Source organism: Psychromicrobium silvestre, from assembly GCF_013408295.1.
Taxonomy (GTDB): domain Bacteria; phylum Actinomycetota; class Actinomycetes; order Actinomycetales; family Micrococcaceae; genus Renibacterium; species Renibacterium silvestre.
Genome location: NZ_JACBYQ010000001.1, coordinates 224809 through 247472, shown reverse-complemented (window position 1 = coordinate 247472; position 22664 = coordinate 224809). Strand labels below are relative to the sequence as shown.

Annotated in this window: 19 protein-coding genes; 13 read left to right on the top strand and 6 right to left on the bottom strand. The window is 58.4% G+C overall.

Annotation, left to right across the window (positions count from 1 at the left end):
* Window positions 1–368: 368 nt before the first annotated feature.
* Complete coding sequence (locus FHU41_RS01190) at window positions 369–1094, top strand: hypothetical protein (RefSeq protein WP_179387846.1); 726 nt, start codon at window positions 369–371, stop codon at window positions 1092–1094.
* 184 nt (window positions 1095–1278) lie between these two features.
* Here the strand turns inward: FHU41_RS01190 and FHU41_RS01185 are convergent, their stop codons facing one another.
* Window positions 1279–1782 carry a DUF4192 family protein gene (locus tag FHU41_RS01185; protein WP_179387845.1) on the bottom strand — a complete coding sequence of 168 codons (504 nt, stop codon included), beginning with the start codon at window positions 1780–1782 and terminating at the stop codon, window positions 1279–1281.
* A 1198-nt stretch (window positions 1783–2980) separates the two neighbouring features.
* On the opposite strand from FHU41_RS01185, the gene FHU41_RS01180 reads away from it, so the two are divergent.
* Window positions 2981–3364 carry a hypothetical protein gene (locus tag FHU41_RS01180; RefSeq protein ID WP_179387844.1) on the top strand — a complete coding sequence of 128 codons (384 nt, stop codon included), beginning with the start codon at window positions 2981–2983 and terminating at the stop codon, window positions 3362–3364.
* Between the two features lie 49 nt (window positions 3365–3413).
* On the opposite strand, the gene FHU41_RS01175 is transcribed toward FHU41_RS01180, so the two are convergent.
* Window positions 3414–4361, bottom strand: a complete 948-nt coding sequence (locus FHU41_RS01175; protein WP_179387843.1) for a proteasome assembly chaperone family protein — start codon at window positions 4359–4361, stop codon at window positions 3414–3416.
* A gap of 212 nt (window positions 4362–4573) precedes the next feature.
* On the opposite strand from FHU41_RS01175, the gene FHU41_RS01170 reads away from it, so the two are divergent.
* The 3 genes from FHU41_RS01170 to sucB all read left to right on the top strand — a co-directional run bounded on the left by FHU41_RS01170 (window position 4574) and on the right by sucB (window position 9553).
* Window positions 4574–6100: a leucyl aminopeptidase gene (locus FHU41_RS01170; protein WP_179387842.1), complete on the top strand. Its 1527-nt coding sequence runs from the start codon at window positions 4574–4576 to the stop codon at window positions 6098–6100.
* Window positions 6101–6315: 215 nt separating this feature from the next.
* Window positions 6316–7710, top strand: coding sequence for a dihydrolipoyl dehydrogenase (gene lpdA / locus FHU41_RS01165; protein WP_179387841.1), 1395 nt, complete (start codon window positions 6316–6318; stop codon window positions 7708–7710).
* A 70-nt stretch (window positions 7711–7780) separates the two neighbouring features.
* Window positions 7781–9553, top strand: a complete 1773-nt coding sequence (gene sucB / locus FHU41_RS01160) for a 2-oxoglutarate dehydrogenase, E2 component, dihydrolipoamide succinyltransferase (protein WP_179387840.1) — start codon at window positions 7781–7783, stop codon at window positions 9551–9553.
* A gap of 941 nt (window positions 9554–10494) precedes the next feature.
* Here sucB and FHU41_RS01155 read toward each other — a convergent pair.
* Complete coding sequence (locus tag FHU41_RS01155; RefSeq protein ID WP_179387839.1) at window positions 10495–11046, bottom strand: pyridoxamine 5'-phosphate oxidase family protein; 552 nt, start codon at window positions 11044–11046, stop codon at window positions 10495–10497.
* 286 nt (window positions 11047–11332) lie between these two features.
* Here FHU41_RS01155 and FHU41_RS01150 point away from each other — a divergent pair, with 286 nt between their 5' ends.
* A complete protein-coding gene (locus FHU41_RS01150) occupies window positions 11333–11683 on the top strand; it encodes a hypothetical protein (RefSeq protein ID WP_179387838.1) in 351 nt (116 codons plus the stop codon).
* A 35-nt stretch (window positions 11684–11718) separates the two neighbouring features.
* On the opposite strand, the gene FHU41_RS01145 is transcribed toward FHU41_RS01150, so the two are convergent.
* Window positions 11719–12063, bottom strand: coding sequence for a VOC family protein (locus FHU41_RS01145; protein WP_246279398.1), 345 nt, complete (start codon window positions 12061–12063; stop codon window positions 11719–11721).
* Between the two features lie 73 nt (window positions 12064–12136).
* Between FHU41_RS01145 and FHU41_RS01140 the strand changes: the two genes are divergently transcribed.
* Window positions 12137–12565, top strand: a complete 429-nt coding sequence (locus tag FHU41_RS01140; protein WP_179387837.1) for an OsmC family protein — start codon at window positions 12137–12139, stop codon at window positions 12563–12565.
* Window positions 12566–12683: 118 nt separating this feature from the next.
* Here FHU41_RS01140 and FHU41_RS01135 read toward each other — a convergent pair whose 3' ends face one another.
* On the bottom strand, window positions 12684–16172 hold the full coding sequence (locus tag FHU41_RS01135) for a S41 family peptidase (RefSeq protein ID WP_179387836.1): 3489 nt from the start codon (window positions 16170–16172) through the stop codon (window positions 12684–12686).
* Between the two features lie 75 nt (window positions 16173–16247).
* Between FHU41_RS01135 and FHU41_RS01130 the strand changes: the two genes are divergently transcribed.
* The 5 genes from FHU41_RS01130 to FHU41_RS01110 all read left to right on the top strand — a co-directional run bounded on the left by FHU41_RS01130 (window position 16248) and on the right by FHU41_RS01110 (window position 20327).
* Window positions 16248–17159 (top strand): TIGR01777 family oxidoreductase, encoded by a 912-nt coding sequence (locus FHU41_RS01130; protein ID WP_179387835.1) that lies wholly within the window; start codon window positions 16248–16250, stop codon window positions 17157–17159.
* 158 nt (window positions 17160–17317) lie between these two features.
* Window positions 17318–17986: a lipoyl(octanoyl) transferase LipB gene (lipB, locus tag FHU41_RS01125; RefSeq protein ID WP_179387834.1), complete on the top strand. Its 669-nt coding sequence runs from the start codon at window positions 17318–17320 to the stop codon at window positions 17984–17986.
* The gene (gene lipA, locus FHU41_RS01120) at window positions 17983–18990 is read left to right on the top strand and encodes a lipoyl synthase (protein WP_179387833.1); all 1008 of its coding nucleotides are present in this window, start codon (window positions 17983–17985) and stop codon (window positions 18988–18990) included. Before lipB ends, lipA begins: the two co-directional genes overlap by 4 nt.
* Before the next feature lie 189 nt (window positions 18991–19179).
* Complete coding sequence (locus FHU41_RS01115; protein WP_179387832.1) at window positions 19180–19941, top strand: DUF4191 domain-containing protein; 762 nt, start codon at window positions 19180–19182, stop codon at window positions 19939–19941.
* A 17-nt stretch (window positions 19942–19958) separates the two neighbouring features.
* Window positions 19959–20327 carry a hypothetical protein gene (locus tag FHU41_RS01110; protein WP_179387831.1) on the top strand — a complete coding sequence of 123 codons (369 nt, stop codon included), beginning with the start codon at window positions 19959–19961 and terminating at the stop codon, window positions 20325–20327.
* A gap of 39 nt (window positions 20328–20366) precedes the next feature.
* Here FHU41_RS01110 and FHU41_RS01105 read toward each other — a convergent pair whose 3' ends face one another.
* Complete coding sequence (locus FHU41_RS01105) at window positions 20367–20822, bottom strand: RDD family protein (RefSeq protein ID WP_179387830.1); 456 nt, start codon at window positions 20820–20822, stop codon at window positions 20367–20369.
* A gap of 177 nt (window positions 20823–20999) precedes the next feature.
* On the opposite strand from FHU41_RS01105, the gene glnA reads away from it, so the two are divergent.
* On the top strand, window positions 21000–22424 hold the full coding sequence (gene glnA, locus FHU41_RS01100) for a type I glutamate--ammonia ligase (protein ID WP_179387829.1): 1425 nt from the start codon (window positions 21000–21002) through the stop codon (window positions 22422–22424).
* Window positions 22425–22664 lie beyond the last annotated feature (240 nt).

Here is a 22664-nt window from a genome sequence, read left to right as displayed (position 1 = left end):
GCCCGACCCCCTATACTCAGCGCTTCTACACTGCGATACAGGCGATGGGCGCGGGACACTGCTCATCTCCTCAAGCACATCAGGCGCGCAAGCTGGGCAGATCAGCTACCGCACCGGATCGCCTGCCACGCCAACCTATCTCATGGTTAACAAATTAATCCCACTCACATAAAAAGCAGTCCCAACCACCCCGTAGAAGTGGTTGGGACTGCCATTTTATTTAATCACCATTTCGATGATTTTCCCAGCACATTCCCAGACCATTTTCAGACTTGAATGTTCGAATTACTTCATCGACTTTATTTTTTGATAATAAAGCCGTAGTTAGAGATAGTGGAATTAACCAAAATAACTAACTAGGTGGGAATATGAGAATATTAAGTAGATCAATCCTTGCCGGTGCATTGGTGGTGGGTAGTTTGATTGGTGGCAGTACGGCACTTGCCGCCCCTCCGCCCGCAGCAACAGCATCGACCGCCAAACTATCGCAGGCAGATGAGCAGTTCTATCGCGATAGGGCAACAAATCTTGGTATGAACAAAGCAGCAATCAACAGGATGATTGTAAATCTTAAGAAGGGTATATTACCCCTCTCCCAGACCAGCGGCAGCCCTGTTTCGGAGACATCGAAGACCGAGAACGGTTTTGCAGTCACCACCAAGACGTTCGCAGATGGGTCTATCTCAAAGTCATCTTTTGAGATACCCAAGCGAATCACCCCCGGAGCAGCAACCCCCTTTTCAATTGGAGGCTGTTCCGATCAGAGCGGTGTTGGCGTTTTCCCGTTCACTGGGTGCAAGGTCCGGACAGACCAAGCAACACTTACGATTGAGTTTGAAGCCGATGGGCGACTAGGAAGCAACGGGAACAACCCTTCCTTCGCCGCGAAAATCACACGAATCTACGGTGCCTGGATATCCACAGCAGGCTCGGCGTCGGGTCCAACGATGGAAGTTCTTACTGGAACGCAGGTCGGTAGCAGCCCTGCCCGAGCCAGGACTAGTTATCTTGTGACCGGTGGCGGTATAGGCACCACTACGGTGTCGCTAACCTTCTATGTTCGTGATGGAAGCCGCTGGGACACCTCACCGTGATTGAATGGATATATGAGAGCTTTTAATCCGACGACAATAATCATCATTGTTGCAATCGTTGTAGTAATCGTTGCGGCTGTAGTAGGACTTGTAGCTTGGCTAAGGAGCCAAAACAAGAAAGATCGCTAGCAGCGATAAGGGGTGTCTGACCGGTTGGTCAGACACCCCTTATTTGTTCGCGCTATCAACTTAGACACTGACAAGTAGGTGTGTGTTGTAACGAATCTTGCCAGCTTGTTTGGCCGATCCACCAAGCTTCCCGGACGGACATCCCCGCAATATCCAGCTCCCTCAGCAGGCAAGTCATTAACCGGTCATAGCCAGGGTCTTCGCCGTCCCGCCAATCAAGTCCGGTAAACAACGCCAACACAACCCCATCCACCGCAATCGCCTCAGAACCAGGCACACTCGAGGTGAGACAAGCCACCAACTGGCTCGCATAATGCAGGCACTCCTCTTCGGAACCGTGCCGATCCGGCAAATCCAGCCGCAAACTCGCACCCGCCTGCTTACCCTTCAACCCCAAAACCATCAGCGAGCACTCCGGCCAATAACCCAAAGCATGTGGCAAGTACCCCAGCAGATCCTCAGGACTATTAATCGACAAAGTCCCAACACCCCGCCCAGAACTACCCACAGCCGGATCTCCCGACCCCGCAGAAAACAATGACGGCTTTTCCTCTTCCATCACCCCAGCCTGCAAGAACCCTCACCACCGCAAAAGAGCCACCACCCCCAATGTGAGGAAACCCGACAAAACCAGCACCTGTGCAGGACCAGTCAAACCAGCGCCCTACCGCCCATAGGCTTCGGGGGCTCGAACATCTACTTCAATAGGTCGGTTGTGCATCTCTCAGGAACGGCTAACTAAAGATTTTTCCACGTCAACATTTAATTGAGGCTATTTCTTATTTATCCAGCCCACAATAACAAACCCACCCGCCAAAACGATTACGAGTGTCAGAAATAGACCCAGAAGCGCATCTAAGTATTTACCGAAATCATAGGCAGCGAAGCCCACTACAACAACGATAACAGCGGTTACTGCACGCCTTATTCGCAAGCTCATAGCGTGAGCTTACCATTAGCCATCAGCCAGATCTCCCTGCACCACTGCGGCGCTCCACGACCTACTGCCGAGCTTCTGCGCTCAGCTGTATAAGTCCCTACTCTTCGGATACTATTGACAATCCCATAATAGTTTTATTTCGCGACCAGCATGGTTCTAAGTGCGATGAATAACGGTTTCAAGCAAAATAAAATTTCGTTCGCTAAGAGTAAATTGAGCGTAAATGTAGACTTCGGATTTATCGCAGTTTTGGTGATTTGATCTAACCCACTCCTGAACCTCGAAGAGACTGGCGGCGGTGATGTTGTGGGCATGCGTCCTATCCCACGTCCCGTCCTTTGGGTTTAGCCATATATCGATGACTCGGAAGGATGGCCTTGGCGTGATAAGAGCCATGTCCCTCTCGTCAACACTCTCAACCTCCACAACATGCTCCTTATCAGATGGCACTCCTGTAAAGCATCCTATTCCCAGACAACACGTCCGCGAACTTGAAACCGACTACATCCTCGGCGGATTTTTGTACCGCATCTTCAAGAGAACCTCCCAACACGTCAAGCACCGTGAACATCAGTGTCTTCAAGAGCGACGACGCTCTTCGATCTTCTGTACCTTCGCGATGCTCGTCCCCGGGAATCCAATAAAATTCGCGGTTTGCTTGGGTAACTGAGAAGTTACCCAACCGCTCATCGATTCGGGCACCAAGGAATCAGCAGACTATTTAAGAACAACCCCGAGTATCTGGCGAAAGGATAAGGAAAATCCCGATGACTGGGACGACCTCGTTCGTTATGCGCAGTTGTGCTTAGACTTGGGCATGGCTATTGAAAATCAGCGATCGGAATTGATCCAATTTCAAGAGGTAGACGAAGCCGGGGAGCCATTGAGCGAAGCGGAAGTCCCCGCTGAAGAAGGTCGAAGGATTTATAGCCCCTGGTTGATTGCGCTCTGGGCACTGGACTGTCTGCTGATTCCTCTAACGGTCTTCGGGCTAACCGCTTCATTCACCCTTCAGGCTGTCACGGTAGATCCGTCATATCAGATCTATTCGCCCGACGAGGGTCGAGTAATACCACTCCCCTGGATCATCAACTACGCCTCACTCGGCGCACCATTGCTCACAGCAACCCCAATAGCGCTGGCCATTACCTTCGCGGCTCATTTTCTTCGCCAGCCGAACATCCGCCAGCCGAAACGGTAGAAGGCGTTTTTGGGGCAGCGTACAGGTTCAAGCGAATCCAGCTACCGCACTAACGGCCCTGATCGTCCCGATTCGCCAAGTACGCCTCAATGGCCGCCCCTAGCTCGTCCGCATCGGGCAGCTCATCGTCCTCCCCCGCCAACAGGGAACGCACCGGAACATCCTGCTGCCGCTCGTCGTATTGCTCCTCCAGTTTGCTCACCACACCCTGCACATCGACAGAGCCCTCAACCTGCGCTGCGATTTGCCGTTCCACCTCTCGCCCGGATTCACGCAGCCGATCGGTGGGCAGCATCAGCGAGGCCGCGGCACCCAAATACTCCAGTGCGGCCACCGCTGCCCTGGGGTACTCGGCGTCGGCCAGGTAGTGCGGAACGTGCACGGCATAACCGGCGATATTACGCCCGGCTTCGGTAAGCCGCACTTCAAGTAAATGTCCGATGGCAGAGGGCAACTGCACAGTAGCCTTCCAGGAGGACATGCCCTCGATTAGATCGGGCCGATTGCCGTGCACGGTGACCCCGATCGGACGGGTATGTGGAACGGGCATCGGAATCGAATGCACCCAGGCCACTAGATTCACGTCCAAGCTTTGCACCAGACCAACGACGGCGGCACTGAAGCGTTCCCATTGCAGGTCCGGCTCGTTCCCGGTCAGGTAAAGGAAAGGTTGGCCGAGGCCATCAACGAGCTTGTAAAGCGTCAGCCTGGGCTGCTGGTAGTCGGTGAGGTGATCCTCGACGAAGCTGATCTGCGGCCTGCGGGATCGGTAGTCAATGAGCTGATCGATATCGAAGGAGGCCACCGGAATCGGTTCGGGATCAACTTGGCCGAGCAATTCGGCGGTCACTTGACTGACCACCTGACCAGCATCCGAGAACCCGCTGAAGCCCATCAGCAAATTCAAACCCTTGAGCCCGCCGTCGTGCAGCAAGGCATCGTTGGTGGCATAGAGAGTCGTCGGGTCTAAAAAGGGCTCGTATCTAATTTCTTTCATCCCGGTTCCTCCGTACATCCGATGGCGGCCGTCGGAATCTCCGCATTCGGTCCTATCCTTCAGCCTGCTTCTCTTTCTAAACGTAGCGCAGCGGGCGAATCATTCCGCATCACTGAAGAGTTCTCCGGGAGCGAACAAAGCCCTTGCACACCAGCGAGCGATAGCGGCTACGATCAAAAGGAATCAGAACCCCGGCAGTGAGGAACTTTTCCATGGTCAAGAACAACGTCGTTTCACTCACCTCGGTGAGCTCCAAAGCCAGCACGATTAGCTCTCTCGACGGCGACGCGCTGGTGATCGGGGTAGCGAAAGGTGCCGAAGGTGCCGTCCTGCTGGACCACCCACTAACCGAACAAGAAGCCGCTGCACTCAGCGATTCTCTGCCCCTGCTCGGAATTAGCGGCGCAGCAGATGAGGTACGCCGGCTACCTTCGCTCTCCAGCATCAAGGCCAGCGTCCTGGTATTGATTGGCCTCGGCCCAGTTGAAGGTGGCGCCCCCAGCGGTGAGGCACTCCGCCGGGCCGCCGGTTCCGCGATCCGCCAGCTCGCCGGCTTAGACACCGTAATCCTGGCCCTGCCTGCACCTGGCGTTGCGGAACTTACCGCGGTTGCCGAGGGCGCGGCGCTGGGCGCGTACAGCTACCAGGCTCGCCGCAGCAACCCCGATGCAGTGAAAGATGCGGTGAAGAACGTCAGCATCGCTACCTCGGTCAACGCCCGAGCCGCCAAAACGGTACTCGATCGAGCCACCGCTGTGGGCAAGGCCGTCAATGACACTCGCACCCTGGTCAACGAGCCGCCCAGCCACCTCTACCCGGAAACTTTCGCTCAGTCTGCCAAGGACCTGGCCAAGGGTCTGCCGGTTAAGATCACCGTGCTAGACGAGAAGCGCTTGGAGAAGGATGGCTACGGCGGCATCCTGGGCGTTGGCAAGGGTTCCTCTCGCCCGCCGCGACTGGTCAAAGTGGAATATTCCCCGCTCAAGGCCAAGCGACACCTGGCGCTAGTCGGCAAGGGCATCACCTTCGATTCGGGTGGACTCTCCCTCAAGCCGCCGACCGGGATGACCACCATGAAATGCGATATGGCCGGAGCGGCAGCTATTCTCACCGCTACCTTGGCCGCCGCAGAGCTGGGCCTTCCGCTCAAGATCACTGCCTGGCTATGCCTGGCGGAGAACATGCCGTCCGCCACCGCAGGCCGCCCCTCCGATGTGATCACCATCTTTGGTGGCAAAACCGTGGAGGTGCTCAATACCGACGCCGAAGGTCGCCTGGTAATGGCCGATGGACTGGCTGCTGGCTCTGCGGAACACCCAGACGTGATCCTGGACGTCGCGACCTTGACCGGCGCTCAGATGATCGCGCTGGGTAACCGGGTCGCGGGCGTGATGGGTGACGACGAGGTGAGCGCCGCGATTGTTTCGGCAGCCAACACCGCCGGGGAATTGTTCTGGCAAATGCCACTACCCGAAGAACTCCGAGCCAGCCTGGATTCCCCGGTGGCGGATCTGGCTAATATCGGCGAGAAAATGGGGGGCATGATGACCGCGGCAGTCTTCCTGCGGGAATTTGTCGGTACGGCCAAGAACACCGAGGAGCAAATTCCTTGGGCTCACTTGGACATCGCCGGCCCCGCCTTCAACGAATCCGGCGCCTATGGTTACACGCCTAAGCAAGGAACCGGCGTCGCCGTCCGCACCTTGCTGAGCTATGCCGAGAGCCTAGCTAGTCACTAACTAAGCTGCTAAAGCGCTCTTCCAAGCCAGGTCAATGTCTGATCAATATCGGCTTGGAAGAGCGCTACGCATCACAAGGCGACGTGAATCTTGCCACACCTGAGGTCTCCAACCCCGTCACGGCTGGAGCCGGAGTGCGCCTAACGCTAAGGTGATTCCTGAAGGTATTCAGCAGACTGCACAACCTGGCAGTCACAACGCGAGGGAGCGTTCACGTGAGTGACGTTGCGGCACAGCCGACTGAGCAAGAGTTCGACATCCTTATCCTTGGTGCTGGCAGCGCCGGTTACGCAACGGCCCTACGCGCGGTCCAGCTGGGCTTCACGGTAGGTCTAGTAGAGAAAAGCAAGGTGGGTGGCACCTGTCTACACAACGGCTGCATCCCCACCAAGGCGTTGCTGCATTCGGCTGAATTAGCGGATCACGCTCGTGATTCTGCGAAATATGGCGTCAACGTCGAGCTTCAGGGCATCGATATCAACGCGGTCAACGCCTATAAAGACGGCATCATCGCGGGCAAGTACAAGGGCCTGCAGGGACTGATCAAGTCCAAGAAAGCCATCACCGTGATCGAGGGTGAGGGCAAGCTCTCCTCGCAGAACACCGTGACCGTCAATGGGGTTGTTTACACCGGCAAGAACATCGTGCTGGCCTCCGGCTCTTACTCGAAGTCGTTGCCTGGCCTGGAAATCGGTGGCCGAGTGATCACTTCCGACGGAGCGCTGAACCTGGACTACATCCCCAAGAGCGCCATCATTCTTGGTGGCGGCGTGATCGGCTGCGAATTTGCCTCGGTCTGGAAGTCCTTCGGGGTGGATGTCACCATCGTGGAAGGTCTGCCCTCGCTGGTGCCCAATGAGGACGCCACGATTGTGAAGAACCTGGAACGCGCCTTCAAGAAGCGTGGCATCAAATACTCCACCGGAACCTTCTTCCAGGGCGTTGAGCAGAACAACGACGGCGTGAAGGTCACCTTGGTTGACGGCACCACCTTCGAAGCTGAGCTGCTTTTGGTTGCGGTTGGCCGCGGCCCGAGCACCGCTGGACTGGGTTACGAAGAGGCTGGCGTGCCGATGGACCGCGGCTTCGTGCTGGCCAACGAGCGCCTGCACACCGGCGTCGGAAACATCTATGCGATTGGCGATATCGTCCCCGGCCTGCAACTGGCACACCGTGGCTACCAGCAGGGCATCTTTGTCGCCGAGGAGATCGCCGGTCTGAATCCGGTGATCGTAGAAGATGTGAATATCCCCAAGGTCACGTACTGCGACCCCGAGATCGCCTCCGTTGGTCTGACTCAAAAGGCAGCCGAGGAGAAGTTCGGCGCCGAGAACGTGCAGGCTCAGGAATACAACCTGGCCGGTAACGGCAAGAGCTCGATCCTCGGCACCAGCGGCATTGTTAAGATGGTGCGCCAGAAAGACGGCCCCATTGTCGGCGTGCACATGATCGGTGCCCGAATGGGCGAGCAGATCGGCGAAGCCCAGTTGATCGTGAACTGGGAAGCCTATCCAGAGGATGTGGCCCAGCTGGTACACGCCCACCCGACCCAGAACGAATCGCTTGGCGAGACCGCGATGGCGCTCGCTGGCAAACCGTTGCACGGTTAAGCACTAGGCTCTACAGAAGCGTGAGAAGCAAACAAGGTGTTCTTGAAGAACAAGGAGAAACGGGAACGACATGTCTGAATCCGTGAATTTACCGGCACTCGGCGAAAGTGTCACCGAGGGTACGGTCACCCGCTGGCTCAAGGCTGTAGGCGACAGGGTAGAGATTGACGAGCCCTTACTCGAAGTCTCCACCGATAAGGTCGATACCGAGATCCCATCCCCCATTGCCGGGGTGATCGAGGAGATCCTGGTAGCCGAGGATGAGACCGCCGAAGTAGGTGCGCCGCTGGTTCGGATTGGTTCGGGAGATGGCGCTGCTCCGGCAGCCGCTCCTGAGGCACCTGCAGCACCCGTCGCCGAACCCGTTACTCCCGCCGCTGAGGCGCCCGCCGCCGCTCCCGTCGCAGCCGCCCCGGTTGCGGCACCTACCGCTGCTCCGGCCGCAACTGAAGGTCACGACGTCGTACTTCCGGCTCTCGGTGAGAGCGTCACCGAGGGTACGGTCACCCGCTGGCTCAAGGCTGTGGGCGATTCGGTCGAGGTTGACGAAGCCCTGCTTGAAGTTTCCACCGATAAAGTTGACACCGAAATCCCTTCCCCGGTTGCGGGCACTTTGCTGGAGATTCGGGTTCCGGAGGACGAGACCGCGGAGGTAGGCTCCGTGCTGGCCGTCATCGGTTCCGGCGCTCCGGCGGCTGCTGCCCCCGCTCCGGTAGCAGAAGCTCCGGCCGCTGCTCCGGCGCCCGTTCCCGAGGCACCCGTTGCAGCTCCCGTTGCTCCTGCACCGGTCGTCGAAACCCCGGCCGCTCCGGTTGCCGCGCCGGCACCTGTTGCTCAGACACCTGTTGCTCCGGCTGCCGCTCCCGTAGCAGCGCCGAGCGCTAGCGGCGATTCCAGCTATGTCACTCCCCTGGTGCGCAAGCTCGCTCACCAGCAGGGTGTGGATCTGGCCTCGCTGGCTGGAACCGGCGTGGGTGGCCGAATCCGCAAACAAGATGTGCTGGCCGCTGCCGAGGCAGCAAAGTCCGCTGCACCAGCAGCTCCGACAACTGCCCCCGCAGCTGCTCCGGCTGCCGCGCCATCAAGTTCGGTTGCGCCGTCCGCGGCCGCTGCTGCCTTGCGAGGCACGGTGCAAAAGGCACCTCGGATCCGGCAGGTTATTGCTCGCCGGATGCGCGAGTCGCTGGACACCTCGGCTCAGCTAACCCAGGTACACGAAGTCGATATGACTAAGGTTGCCAAGCTCCGTAATGTCGCCAAAAGCACCTTCCAGGCACAGAACGGTGGCGTTAAGCTGACGTTCCTGCCCTTCATTGCGAAGGCTGTGGCCGAGGCGCTCAAGCAGCACCCCAAGGTCAATGCTTCCTACGATGAGGACAAGCAGGAGATCACCTACCACGACGCTGAGCACCTAGCGATCGCCGTGGATACCGATCGTGGCCTGTTGGTTCCGGTCATCTCGGATGCGGGAAACCTTAATCTGGCTGGGATGGCCGCCAAAATCGCCGATGTTGCCTCGCGTACTCGGAACAACAAGATCGGTCCGGACGAGTTGTCCGGTGGTACCTTCTCGATTACGAATTTCGGTTCGGTCGGAGCGCTCTTCGATACCCCGATCATCAACCAGCCGCAGGTGGCCATCCTCGGCGTCGGCTCCATCGTGAAGCGGCCCGTTGTGGTTACAGATGCGAGCGGCGACGACACCATCGCGATCCGGCAGATGATGTACCTTTCGATGACCTATGATCACCGCTTGGTGGACGGGGCCGACGCAGGACGCTTCTTGCAGACGCTCAAGGCTCGTCTAGAAGAAGGCGCCTTCGAAGCCGATCTAGGCCTCTAAGCGCAGCCAGCACCGTTCAGTAGTCAAAGTGCCCCTTCGAATCTTCGGATTCGATGGGGCACTTTGCTTTGGTGACCGGAAAAATCGGCTTTTCAATTCAGCCTTACCCCTGATTCAATACTGAGAAGTCAATCCAGTCGGCAAGGTTTTGCCGTCTTGCTAATAGTTTCCATTCCAGGCACTTCTATCGTCCCCTCAGTCTCTTGTGAGCGGCTTTCCAGGATGCCGCTGGAATACCGCCGACAATACCCGGGCCAGTGACTTTACTTCCGATGTACATCACCTGAGCGTTGCTGTTGTGAGGGCCGTACCCGGTGCTGCTCCTCACTATAAATACGTGGCCACGCTTTGGGCTGAAATTCCAGAACCAGGCATCTTGGCGGACCCCCTCTGGATGTTCAACTACGCATTTGGTTCCGGAACGGTTGACTTGATAGACGTGAATAACACGCACTAGACGGAGGCGGTGGATTTGCGTCTGACGCATGGTGTTATCGAAAACCGCAAGGAGGTATGCTCTTCTTATTTTTGGGGTAAAGATGCCCCATCTAATGGGGCCCTTGAGCCACCAGAAGGCAATCCGGGACACAATCCAACTGAGGATTGCCAACGCAGCAACCCAAGCCGCGATGCTAACAAAAACTCCTAATACACTCGTCCATATTGAGTCTGAGACAAGAGCAGCGATTATTGGAAGCAGCACCAGAATCCCAAGACTTATCCAAAATGTCCTTTTGGCTGCCCGACGCAGCCAAACCCACGAGTACTGATCCGATAACAGCGCTCTCATCCTTCCCCCCCCTTGAATTCCAGCGTGAAATTTCCTCTTCTCTCTCGGAACTAACGCCAAGAGCAAGAGAAGAACAATATGATTCAAAGAATACGTCCTGACCGATCATCTCGGACAGGTGCTGAGGCGATTAGTGCGCGGTCAGGCCTAGCTAAACCTCGAAAGGAAGACCGGGCAGATCATCGATGCTGCGCATGTTTTTCTCAGCACGGTACTCGGACATACCCTGCGGGCCTTTCTTTTCGGCCTGTAAGAGGAGCAAGTCGCGCTCACCTGTAACCTCCATGACGGGAACGCCCCAGCCACAGGAGTCACTAACCCGAGTTACGTCAACGGTAATGACAGCTCGAGTGCCGGGGTGGACCGGATGAAGTGCAACCACTTCTTCGAACAATGCCTCTCCTGGCAGGGAAACCGAGCCGCGCCCATGCAGACGCACGATGCGAGGCCTGCTATCGAACGAGGCAAACATAAGGCATATCCGGCCGTTTTCGCGCAGGTGTGCGATGGTCTCGACGCCGCTGCCGGTGTAATCGACCCAGCCAACACGATGGCCGTCCAGGACCGAGAAGGAGTCATGGCCTCGAGGCGACATGTTTACGTGCCCATCTGCTCCGAGAGGTGCTGTCGCTACGAACCACAGGGGCTGCTTCTCGATCCATGCTTTCAGTTTGTCGTCAATGGAGTCGAAGATTTTGCCCATGTTCGGAGTCTATTTCATAGGGCTTTCGATAAGCGCCTAGCGGCCCCACCGACGTCTCACCGGAACAGCTGTTCGGCTAACGCAGATGATCCCCGGAAGTACCCCTCGCCGCCGGCTATAGCCGACCCAGCACCAACCAGACCAAAGCCTGGAGGCAATTCCAGAAGCCTGCCTTCCATCGGTCGGTTCTGCCGTAAGTTTCCCTCCCTGAAAAAACACGCTCAGGTCAGCAAGTTTTATTTACAAAGTGTCACCAAATGGCTTCTACATCACGTAGAATACCCATATGGACTTCGTCAAATACCTGCTGATCTTCCTACACATCCTCGGTGCGGCCGCGATTGTTGGTGGCTGGTTCGCCACCTTCAAAAAGCCGACCGTCCTGCCCATCCAGCTTTGGGGAGCCATTGCCCAATTGGTTACCGGTCTGGCTCTCGTGGGCCTAGCCGGGGCAACCCACGACCCCCTGAACTACATCAAGATCACGGTCAAGCTGATCATTGCCTTGGTCGTGCTGATCCCGGCCATCATCGGCTACCGTAAGGCGCGCAAGGGTGAAGCCGTTTCAACCGGCCTAGCTCACGCCGTCGGCGGCATGGCCTTAATCAATATTGGAGTTGCCACCCTCTGGCATTAATTACCGCAGAGCCAACAATCGCCGCGATCTCGGGCTCACTCGGCCGCCGAGAGGCAGAACTCATTGCCCTCCGGATCAGCCAACACTACCCAATGGAACGACCCCGAAGTATGGTCTTCCAGCTGGCTCGCACCCAATTCCAGGGCGCGGGCCAGTTCTCGTTCCGGGTCATCCGCAGTGAAGTCTAGGTGCAGTCGACGTCGGCCCTCGGTTGGCTCGGCGACCTGCTGAAAGGCGAGCCTGCTTTGATCCTCTGTAGCCTTGAGCCAGATGAAATCTTCGTGATCAGCGGCTATTTCGGTGTTCAGGAAGGCGCTCCAGAATTCCGCTAACTTCCGCGCATCGAGTGCGTTGATCATGATTGAGGAGAGTTCAGGCATAGCGCCATGGTAGCAAGCCAGCAAACCTGCCTAGGATGGATGAGTAGAACCCCCTCAATGAAGGAGCATGATCATGGCCACAGTCCGTTCAGCACATACCGTCTGGCAAGGCGACCTGCCCACTGGAAGCGGCCAGGTAACCCTCGATAGCTCCGGACTCGGCAGCTACGACGTCACCTGGAAAGCTCGAGCAGAACAGGCCGAAGGCAAGACCAGCCCTGAAGAGCTGATCGCGGCGGCCCACTCGGCCTGCTTCTCGATGGCTTTCAGCCATGCCCTCGGCCAGGAAGGGAAAACCCCTGACGAGGTGCAGACCAGCGCCGATGTCACCTTCCAACCCGGCGAAGGCATCACCGGAATCCACCTGACCTTGGTAGCCAAGGTCCCCGGACTGAACGAGGAAGATTTCCAGCGCATCGCGGAAGGCGCCAAGATCGGCTGCCCGGTTTCCGCCGCTCTAACTGGCACCACGATCACTCTGGAAGCCCGGCTAGCCAGCTAGCCAGCTTGAGTCGGCTAGCCGGTATCTCCGGCTAGCCGACTCAACAGCACAAGATCCGCAGCAGCAAATATCAGCGGCTTGGCCGCTCAGCCTGGCGGTAATCGCCAGGCGCGCACTCCTAGCCCTGCGGACGCGGCGGCAGAGATCCCGGCCGGAGGGTGCGGTAACCCTCGTGGGCTGGCGCTTGTTCGGTGGGAATCTCATTGAGCATTTCTCGCAGCACTCCAAGACCGTACTCAAGCTGCGGATCCTCCCCCGCACCGTAAGCGTGCGGTGGGAAAGTGACCTCAATATCGGGGTCCACTCCGTAGTTCTCCACACCCCAGCCAATGCCTCCGGTAAACCAGAAGGCATAGCGAGGCTGGGTGACTGCGGTGCCATCGGCCAGACCAAATCGTCCATCAATGCCGACCACTCCACCCCAGGTACGCACGCCAACTACCGGGCCGATGCCCCGCAATTTGGATACCTGGGTGATGATATCGCCGTCGGAACCCGCGAATTCATCGGTCAAAATCACCACCGGTCCATGCGGAGCATGGCTCGGATAGGTCATATCCTGGATCGCCCTAGAACGCGTCCACGCGGTGATCTTACGTCCGATCAATTCGGCCACGAGCTGCGAAGTGTGCCCGCCTCGATTGCGACGCACATCGACAATCAGCGCATCCTTGGAAAACTCCTGCTCCAGATCGCGATGCAACTGTGACCAGCCTCTGGCTTGCATATCCGGCACGTGTAGATAACCAAATCGGTTCTCCGAGGTTTCCCGAACCAACTCCCGATTACGCCGCACCCAATCCTGGTAGCGCAGGCGCTCCTCGTCTCTGATCGGCACCACGGCGATACGGCGTTCCTGCCCTGCCTTATCCCCATGAGCTGAGCCGTTTCGCAAGGTGAGCTCGACAATCTTGTCGGCGGCACCCGCAAGCAAGGGTTCTGGGCCTGCCTGCGCCACTTCCACGCCATCGATGGCAAGCAGCACATCACCAACCTTGACCGCAGCCCCGGGCGCGGTCAGAGGCGAACGTGCTAGCGGATCGGAGGACTCACCGGGCAGAATGCCCTGCACCTCCCAGCCCACAGCCGTTTTGACGATCTCCGCACCCAAGCGACCCTGTGGCCCAGTGCCGGGCTCCTGAATAGCCTTCGGGGTGACGTAGGCGTGGGAAGTCCCGAGCTCGCCGTGCATTTCCCAGAGCAGGTCTACCAGGTCATCGTGCGAACCGAGCCGCTCCACGATGGGGCGATAGTTGTCGTAGACTCCCTGCCAGTCCAAACCGGCCATATCTTCGGTCCAGAAGAAGTCTCGTTGCAGACGCCAAGCCTCGTCAAAAGCCTGGCCCCAGACCTTCACCGGCTGCAAAACAACCCTGATCCGACTCAGATCCAGTTGAATATTCTCCCGGGACTTCTCTTCAACCTTTTTATCGCTCGGCAACACCCGAACCTTGTTCTTATCGATCACCACAATCCGGTTGCCATCTCCGCTCAGCTCGAAGGAGTCAGCAGCTTCAACCAGAACGGTGGTTTCTTTGCTCGTGAAGTCAAAGAGCTCCAGTTGAGGCGATTTCTCCTGATCGCTGCTGCTACCGCGCCCGTCCCCTGTGACGCCTTCCAGCTCGCGCCTGAGCCAAAGAACGCCGCCGCTTACCGCGCGCAACACCTCGTAACCGCCTTGGGCGGCCGGTATCGACACCACCCGATCAGCCAAGCCCGCCGGATCCACAACAGTAGACTCGCCAGCGGCGTCGTCCTTCTTGTCCTCGTCCTTCTCTTTGGCTTTCTGCTCGGTGCCAGCGTTGCTTCCCGCGATCGAGGGTCCGAAGGGCGAAGGAGTCTCGGCGGCCAAGGCGATCAAATAGGGCTTGACGGCTTGGGGGAAAGCCAAGTCAAAGTTGTGGGTGTCATACACCGGGTCGAAGCTACGTCGAGACAGGAAGGCTATGAACTTCCCGTCCGGGCTGAACGACGGCGAGAAGTCACTGAACCGGCCATCGGTCACCTCAAGAATCTCCTCACCGCCGATCTTGCTGAGTCGAAGCCTGGCACGCTCCGAGTCTGCCGAGGTGGGTTCGGACCAGAGCAGCCACCGTGAGTCCGGGCTGAACACCAGCTCAGAGACCCTGCCGATCTTTGTCTCAGCTAGTTCCTGCAAAGTGCCGGAATCGACATTTAGCAACAACACCTGGCCGTACTCGGTTCCGATCGCAACGTATTTGCCGTCCGGGCTGGCTTCTACCGCCGCGGCTCGGCCTGGGCCTGGGAAGTCAATTTTCCGGACCTCGGAGCCCAACTTCTGGCTCTTTGCCGCCGTCTGACCTGATCCCGCCGATTCCGATGACGCCGGTGCCGATGACGCCTCGGCAGGAGGCTCCACGGCTTTGCTTGCCGAGCTGTTTACGGATGCCGCAGAAACCGGGCTCGGCAGTTCCTCCGCAGAGCCCTCCTCGACCGGAGAGACCGGAGCGGCCGGTGGCGTGTTTTCCGGCTCGGTGCTGCCGGTGCTGCCAGCCGGAGCCAAGGGGGCGAGATAGATCGCTTCGACCCCATCGTGGTCGGCCAGGTAGACCACCCGGTCATCCCCCAAGGGACGTGCCAGTCGGGCTCGCACTCCGGGCACGGATTCAATTTTCCGGGCCGGGCCGTCCCGATGAGTCAACAGGTGAACGGTGCCGTGCGATTCGACGATGCTCGCGCGGCCTTCATGATCCGGCCGCACCTCACCGAGTTGCTGGGCGACATTGAGCGGACGGGGCCGCCGCCCGGTCGAGGCGGAGCCCAGGCTGATTTCCAAACGCACCGGCTGGGCGTCCAGACCGTCCACTAAGAACAGATTGCCCGCCGATTCAAAAACCACCCGCTGCCCGTCGGTGCTAGCGTGCCGGACATAGAAGCCCTCATGATCGGTGTGTCTACGCAGGCTCTTCCCGCTCGAATCAACCGAATACAAATTGCCGTAGCCCTCGTGATCAGAGAGGAAAGCGATCCGGTCTCCAATCCACATCGGATCGACCAGATTTCCGTCCAATTCGGGAACCAGGCGGGAGAAATCACCGGAGCCGTCCCGATCCAGCCACAGCTTGCCCGAGGTGCCACCACGATAGCGCTTCCACCAGGCTGGCTCCCGGGAGTACACCGAGGACACTAGGACAGGCTTCTCGTCCCCCACAGCGGGCCCGTACACCACGGAATCAACCGGGCCATAGGGCAGGGAGGTACGCGAGCCGTCAACCAAAGAGACCGCATAACCAAAGGTGTGCCTAGATTCGGGCTGCTCGAAAGCGCTCACCACCAATGCGGTGCCGTCGGGATTGAATCCACGCAACTTGGTCGAAAGATGACCAAACCAGGTGAGTCGTTCAACATCGCCACCGTCCACCGAGGCGCTCACGACCTCTGGGGCGGTGCCTTGAGTCACGGTCCAGGCCAGCCTGCTACCGTCCGGACTAAATCGGGGATTCTTCGCCGGCAACCCCAGCGAAGAGATCCGCCAAGCCCTTCCTCCGGACAAGGGTGCCAGCCACACATCGTCTTCGGCGACGAAGGTCAGTAGCTCACCGTGTAGGTGCGGATAACGAAGATAGTGAGAGTTCTCAAGGCCCATGAATCGATCTTAGTCATACCGCTCCGACAGCACAGCGCCTGGGCAAATACTCAGACAACAATGGTCAAATAAGGAATGCGAGTTTTAATCTCCGGAGCTTCGGGAATGCTAGGTAGCGCACTGACCTCTGCCTTAGAGCGGAAAGGCCATTCGGTGCGACCGTTAGTGCGCCGCGAGGCTCGCACTGCCCAGGAGGTGTCCTGGAATCCAGCCGCCGGCGAACTCGATCCGGCCGCACTTAAGGATATAGACGCCGTTGTCAATCTCTCCGGGGCACCATTGATCCAGCTGCCGCGGCGCTGGACTCGCAGTTTTATCGAACAGCTCTATGCCTCCAGGATTGGCCCCACTCGCACCTTGGCACTGGCCATTCAGCGGGCGGACAACCCACCACAGGTCTTCCTGAGCCAATCCGGCACCGGCATCTACGGCGCCCAGGATGAGCCTCAGGACGAGAGCGGCCCGGTGGGCGAAGGCATTCTGGCTGACCTCTGCGCACACTGGGAAGAGGCTACGACGGCGGCTCGGCAGCACAGTCGGGTGGTTCGGATGCGCACCGGAGTGGTGTTCGGACCCCGTGGCGGCGCACTAGCCAAGCTACTGGTCCCGATGAAACTGGGTCTGGGCGGCAAATTGGGCAGCGGAGAGCAGTTCTGGCCGTGGATCTGCCAGCCGGATCTACTGGCCGCCATGCAATTCCTGCTGGAACAGCCCATCAGTGGACCAGTCAATCTGGCCTCGCCGGAAGCCGCGAACGTCGATCAGGTCGTCACCGAACTCGCGCGCGCCCTAGCTAAGCCGCATCGTCTCTCGGTGCCGGCGTTTGCGCTTGAACTCGGGCTAAGTAAACCCGCCGCCCGCGAAGTGTTGCTCACCAGCACCAAGGCAACTCCCGCGGTGCTGTTGGGGCACGGCTTCGAGTTCGGTTATCCGGGCATGGCCGAAGCCGCCGACTGGGTAGCTAGTCAGCTCAAAACCACGAGCTAATCCGCACCGCATACCGCCCCAATAAGTACGGTAATAGCTGTGAGCTTGACCACAACATGACGGTCTCCGGGCGTAGCTGGCGCTGCTTTCCGGCTTGCCGGACCTTCCCGGCAGGTCACGGATTTAATCCGATCCCGCAACGGGTCTACGCTGTACGCATGACGCTTGTGTTCTCCGAAGTCGGGTTCGCACCACACTTTGTTGACTACCAGCAGGCCTGGCAGCAACAACAAGAGCTGCATACCGCCGTCGTCGATGGCCAGTCTCCCAGCACTGTTCTGCTGCTGGAGCATGCCCCCGTCTACACAGCCGGTAAACGCACCGAAGATCACGAGCGCCCCTTTGACGGTACGCCGGTAGTTGCGGTGGACCGGGGTGGAAAGCTGACCTGGCACGGCCCCGGCCAGTTGGTGGGCTACCCCATCCTGAAACTCCGTGACCCGCATGCAATCCGCGAATACGTCACCCTCTTGGAGGATGTGCTGCTAGCAGTACTCGCCGAATTCGGCATCGCTGGGCAGCGAGTGGAAGGTCGAGCTGGGATCTGGCTGCTCGCCGATGAAAAGGGTCCGGATCGCAAAATCGCCTCGATTGGCATCCGGGTACATAACGGAGTCACCATGCATGGTTTCTCGCTGAACTGCAATAACGATCTGGCTCCTTTTAGCCAGATCATCGCCTGCGGTATCACCGACGCCGGGGCCACCACCATCTCTCTGGAAGCTGGGCGGGATGTCTCCCCCAGTAGCCTCAAGGATTTGATCGTTCGTGAGCTCCAAGCCCGCGAAGAAGCACTTATTGGAATCAACGAAGGAGCCCAGCTGTGACCTTGGCACCCGAAGGCCGGAAGATGTTGCGAGTCGAGGCCCGCAACGCCCAGACCCCGGTGGAGCGCAAACCGGAATGGATCAAGGCCAAGGTCAAGATGGGCCCCGAATACATCGGGCTGAAGAACCTGGTGAAAAAAGAGGGTCTGCACACCGTCTGCGAAGAAGCCGGCTGCCCTAATATTTTCGAATGCTGGGAAGATAAGGAAGCCACCTTCTTGATCGGTGGTGCACAGTGCACACGGCGTTGCGACTTCTGTCAGATCGATTCCGGCAAGCCCTCCCCGTTGGATCGCTTTGAGCCCACCAAAGTAGCTCGCAGCGTCAAGTCCATGAATTTGCGCTACGCCACCGTGACCGGCGTGGCCCGCGATGATCTAGAAGACGAAGGCGTCTGGCTTTATGCCGAGACTATTCGGAAGATCCACGAACTGAACCCGGGAACCGGAGTGGAAATCCTGATTCCGGACTTCTCCGGTAAGCCGGAGAACATTCAGGCGATCTGTGATTCCAAGCCGGAGGTTTTTGCTCACAACGTGGAGACTGTACCCCGAATCTTCAAGCGAATCCGGCCTGCCTTCCGTTACGAGCGTTCCCTCGACGTGATCACCCAGGGGCATGAGTTGGGCATGGTGACCAAGTCCAATTTGATCCTGGGCATGGGCGAAACCCGCGAGGAGATCTCCGAGGCACTTCAGGATCTGCACGATGCAAAATGCGATCTGATCACCATCACCCAGTACCTACGCCCCAGTGAACGGCACCTGCCGGTGGATCGCTGGGTCAAGCCACAGGAATTCCTGGACCTGCGCGACGAGGCAGAGGCGATGGGCTTCTTGGGCGTGATGAGCGGTCCCTTGGTTCGTTCCTCTTACCGAGCTGGACGACTCTGGGCCACCGCAATGCGCAAGAAGGGCCGCGAAATCCCTGCCGAGTTGGCTCATATCGCCGAGGGAATCGAAGATTCCGGGCACACCCGGCAAGAGGCCGCTTCGCTCGTATAAGCGTTGGACCGAGTGTTTCGGCGGTTTCGGCGGCGGTTCACGATAGTCCAATGACTTTGGGATAGTCGACTGACGCGACCGTGAGCTATCCCCAAGTCACTGAGCTATCCCGAAGCCTTGGACTACGGATTTAGCACCGGATTTGGCGATGGAACAGATGCCCCGCTGAGCGGATAGAATAAAGGAACTATGGCCAAAACCTCTGATTCCGCGAGTAATGCCCCTCAAGAGCGCCGCAACCTCTTCTCCCGTAAACCTAAGACACCGAAGCCGGATAAGCAGCCCGGCCGGATGAAACAAATGCTGGACGTCTTCCAGATGACCCGGCGCGCCGACCCCACCGCGGTCTGGCTCATGTTGTTAGTGTTCCTCGGCGCGATTGCGCTCGCTCTGCTGGTCTCTTTCGTGTTTTTCAATAACAACTGGATCACCGCACTGATTATCGGTATCCCCCTTGGCCTACTCGGGGCCCTGCTGGTGCTCTCTCGTAAGGCAGAGAAGGCCGCCTTCTCACAGATCGAAGGAAAGCCTGGAGCCTCCGGCGCCGCCTTGAACACCCTGCGCCGCGGCTGGATTGTCGAAGAGCAGCCGGTTGCGGTAAATCCGCGCAGTCAGGACGCGATCTTCCGTGCCATCGGCCGGCCCGGCGTAGTACTGGTCACCGAGGGTCCCGGACACCGGGTACGCACCCTGGTAGAAGCCGAACGTAAGAAACTGAACCGTATTCTGCCCAATGTCACGGTGCATGTGATCCAGTCCGGCCGCGAGGAAGGTCAGGTGGAGCTGAGCAAGGTGGCCAAGCAGGTCCGCAAGCTCAAAAACGAACTGACCAAAGCCGAAGTGGGCGCGGTCAGCAAGCGGATTTCCTCGCTAGGCTCCCGGCTACCGATCCCCAAGGGCATCGATCCCTATAAGGCTAGGCCTGATCGCAAAGCCGCACGAGGCCGCTAGGCACCACGCCTGAACAGATGGTCGAAAAGGAATACCTTATTGCGACCACCCCGGCGGCGAAGGGACTGGATCTGCCCACGAGATTCCTCTGGACAGAACCGATCTTCACGCCACTTTCCGTTGGCCTCTCCGACCTAAAACAAGAGGTTTTTGGTCAGCAGCAGATTCCGCATCGATGCGTGGGGTTCGTTCGTAATGTAGTACCCCAAGCCGATGCCAGCTACCGCTACCCCACGCCCTGGGCTCATGTCCCGGTGTACCTGATGACCGAACCTCTTGAGCCCATCGTTGCCGGCCACTGGCTTAGCGTTGAAAAGGCCCGTGAGGAGCTTTCAGAGCGGCACTGGTGGCGAATCGTGGAGCATCACTTAAGCACGCCGAGCTGAGGCAACACTGGTCCGAGAACTCGTGTCCGGGCAAGTGCCTTAGCGGCGCACCAACACCGTGTTCATCGCCCGGTCATGCAGACCGCGATGGTCGGGATCGGTGATCACCGCCGGAATCAGCAAGCAGAGTAAGAGGCCGCGGACGACGCCGGCCAGTAAGCCCGCGGGCTGGAAGACTGGGCGGCCGGGCTGGGTTTGCCGCACCACTTGGATACCCGCCACTCGATGCCCAATGCTGTAGCCCAAGGTGCCCACTAGAACCACTTGCTCAATCAGGAAGATACCCAGGGTCGCTAAGGCCGCCCCCTGGAACAGGAAGTAGCTGATCAGTGAGCACAGACCCCAGTCAATGAGTAAGGCGAGAATCCGCCGCCCGGCCCGAGCAATGGAAGTCGGTCCGCTCTGTGGCAGGCCCAACCGCTCCCCCGGATACTTGGACAAATGCGAGGTATCCGGGCCGGAGAGCCAGGAACCGAGGTCTTTGCGATCTACCACTCCTCAAGGCTACCCGCTCACAACGGCACCGTAAGCGCACGTCCAGATCGCCGTCGACCGTAACCTGCTGGAAACAAAGCAGATACCGTCGGGAAACTCTCTCTGACTATGCTGGTAACAGTCGAGACTGCCGAAAACCGGTCCCGGTCCCTCTGCCGACGTGCCAAAGGAGCATAGATGTTCAAGAATGCGGACGAAGTCCTGAAGTTCCTCAAAGACGAAGAGGTGAAGTTCGTCGATATTCGTTTTACCGATCTTCCCGGCGTGCAACAGCACTTCAATGTGCCAGCGCAGAGCGTCGACGCCGATTTCTTTGTCAACGGGCAGCTTTTCGACGGATCATCGATCCGCGGCTTCCAGGGCATCCACGAATCCGATATGCAGTTGATCCCGGACGTCACCACGGCTTTTATCGATCCGTTCCGAATTGAGAAGACGCTGGCGCTGAACTTCTCCATCGTGAACCCGCGCACCGGCGATCCTTATCACCGTGATCCGCGCAGCGTAGCCGAGCGCGCCGAAGCCTACCTGGCTTCCACCGGCATTGCCGACACTGCCTTCTTCGCCCCGGAGGCCGAGTTCTACGTCTTCGATAATGTGCAGTTCGAATCCTCCCCGCAAGGCTCTTTCTACAAGGTGGACTCCATTGAGGCCCCGTGGAACTCCGGTCGCGAGGAAGAAGGCGGCAACCTGGGCAATAAGACGCCGTTCAAGGGCGGTTACTTTCCGGTGGCACCGGTAGACCACCAGGCAGATTTGCGCGATGCCATGTGCGTGGCTTTGGGCGATGCTGGCCTGGAGGTCGAACGTTCGCACCACGAGGTCGGCGCGGCTGGGCAGGCCGAGATCAACTACAAGTTCTCCACCTTGGTACACGCTGCCGATGATCTGCAAAAGTTCAAATACATCATTAAGAACACCGCCGCCGAATGGGGCAAGACCGTAACCTTTATGCCGAAGCCGATTTTCGGCGATAACGGCTCGGGCATGCACTGCCACCAGTCGCTGTGGAGCGATGGCGAGCCGTTGTTCTATGACGAGAAGGGCTACGGCGGACTCTCCGATCTGGCTCGCTGGTACATTGGTGGCGTACTCAAGCACTCTTCCGCGATCCTGGCCTTCACCAACCCCACGGTGAACTCCTACCGACGCCTGGTCAAGGGCTTCGAGGCTCCGGTCAATATGGTCTACTCGCAGGGTAACCGTTCGGCCGGTATCCGGATCCCGATCACTGGAACCAACCCGAAGGCTAAGCGGATCGAATTCCGCGCCCCGGACCCCTCCTCCAACCCGTACCTGGCTTTCGCCGCGCAACTAATGGCTGGCCTGGACGGGATTCGTAACCGGATTGAGCCGCCCGCACCGATCGATAAGGACCTCTACGAGCTGCCTCCGGAAGAGGCAAAGGACATTCCTAAGGCTCCGGGCTCCCTCGAAGAGGCCCTGGAGGCCTTGGAGGCGGATAACGAGTTCTTGCAGGCCGGCGGGGTCTTCCCGCAGGATCTGATCGATACCTGGATCGAGTACAAGCGGGAGAACGAAATCAAGCCGCTTTCGCTGCGACCTAACCCCTACGAGTTCGAGCTTTACTACGGCGTCTAGCCTGTTTATTGGGGTCACTACCCCTTAGTGCGTGGAGCCCGCACGATTCGTCACGAGTTTTAGTGGCGTTTCGTGCGGGCTCCACGTTTTTTGACCTTCAATTGGCCGCCCAGACGGCGTCCACCCGATGTATACCACGCAATAGATCCAATGTTGAATTATTCAACGTCGTTACAGAGACCCCCGCTGCTAAGTCGTCTTAGCGAGTTGCTATATGTTATCTCTTATTAGTACAAAACT

Coding starts and splice junctions, on each gene's coding strand:
- FHU41_RS01190 (WP_179387846.1), top strand. CDS start 369: ATGAGAATATTAAGTAGATCAATCCTTGCCGGTGCATTGGTGGTGGGT.
- FHU41_RS01185 (WP_179387845.1), bottom strand. CDS start 1,782: ATGGAAGAGGAAAAGCCGTCATTGTTTTCTGCGGGGTCGGGAGATCCG.
- FHU41_RS01180 (WP_179387844.1), top strand. CDS start 2,981: ATGGCTATTGAAAATCAGCGATCGGAATTGATCCAATTTCAAGAGGTA.
- FHU41_RS01175 (WP_179387843.1), bottom strand. CDS start 4,361: ATGAAAGAAATTAGATACGAGCCCTTTTTAGACCCGACGACTCTCTAT.
- FHU41_RS01170 (WP_179387842.1), top strand. CDS start 4,574: ATGGTCAAGAACAACGTCGTTTCACTCACCTCGGTGAGCTCCAAAGCC.
- sucB (WP_179387840.1), top strand. CDS start 7,781: ATGTCTGAATCCGTGAATTTACCGGCACTCGGCGAAAGTGTCACCGAG.
- FHU41_RS01155 (WP_179387839.1), bottom strand. CDS start 11,046: ATGGGCAAAATCTTCGACTCCATTGACGACAAACTGAAAGCATGGATC.
- FHU41_RS01150 (WP_179387838.1), top strand. CDS start 11,333: ATGGACTTCGTCAAATACCTGCTGATCTTCCTACACATCCTCGGTGCG.
- FHU41_RS01145 (WP_246279398.1), bottom strand. CDS start 12,063: ATGCCTGAACTCTCCTCAATCATGATCAACGCACTCGATGCGCGGAAG.
- FHU41_RS01140 (WP_179387837.1), top strand. CDS start 12,137: ATGGCCACAGTCCGTTCAGCACATACCGTCTGGCAAGGCGACCTGCCC.
- FHU41_RS01135 (WP_179387836.1), bottom strand. CDS start 16,172: ATGGGCCTTGAGAACTCTCACTATCTTCGTTATCCGCACCTACACGGT.
- FHU41_RS01130 (WP_179387835.1), top strand. CDS start 16,248: ATGCGAGTTTTAATCTCCGGAGCTTCGGGAATGCTAGGTAGCGCACTG.
- lipB (WP_179387834.1), top strand. CDS start 17,318: ATGACGCTTGTGTTCTCCGAAGTCGGGTTCGCACCACACTTTGTTGAC.
- FHU41_RS01115 (WP_179387832.1), top strand. CDS start 19,180: ATGGCCAAAACCTCTGATTCCGCGAGTAATGCCCCTCAAGAGCGCCGC.
- FHU41_RS01110 (WP_179387831.1), top strand. CDS start 19,959: ATGGTCGAAAAGGAATACCTTATTGCGACCACCCCGGCGGCGAAGGGA.
- glnA (WP_179387829.1), top strand. CDS start 21,000: ATGTTCAAGAATGCGGACGAAGTCCTGAAGTTCCTCAAAGACGAAGAG.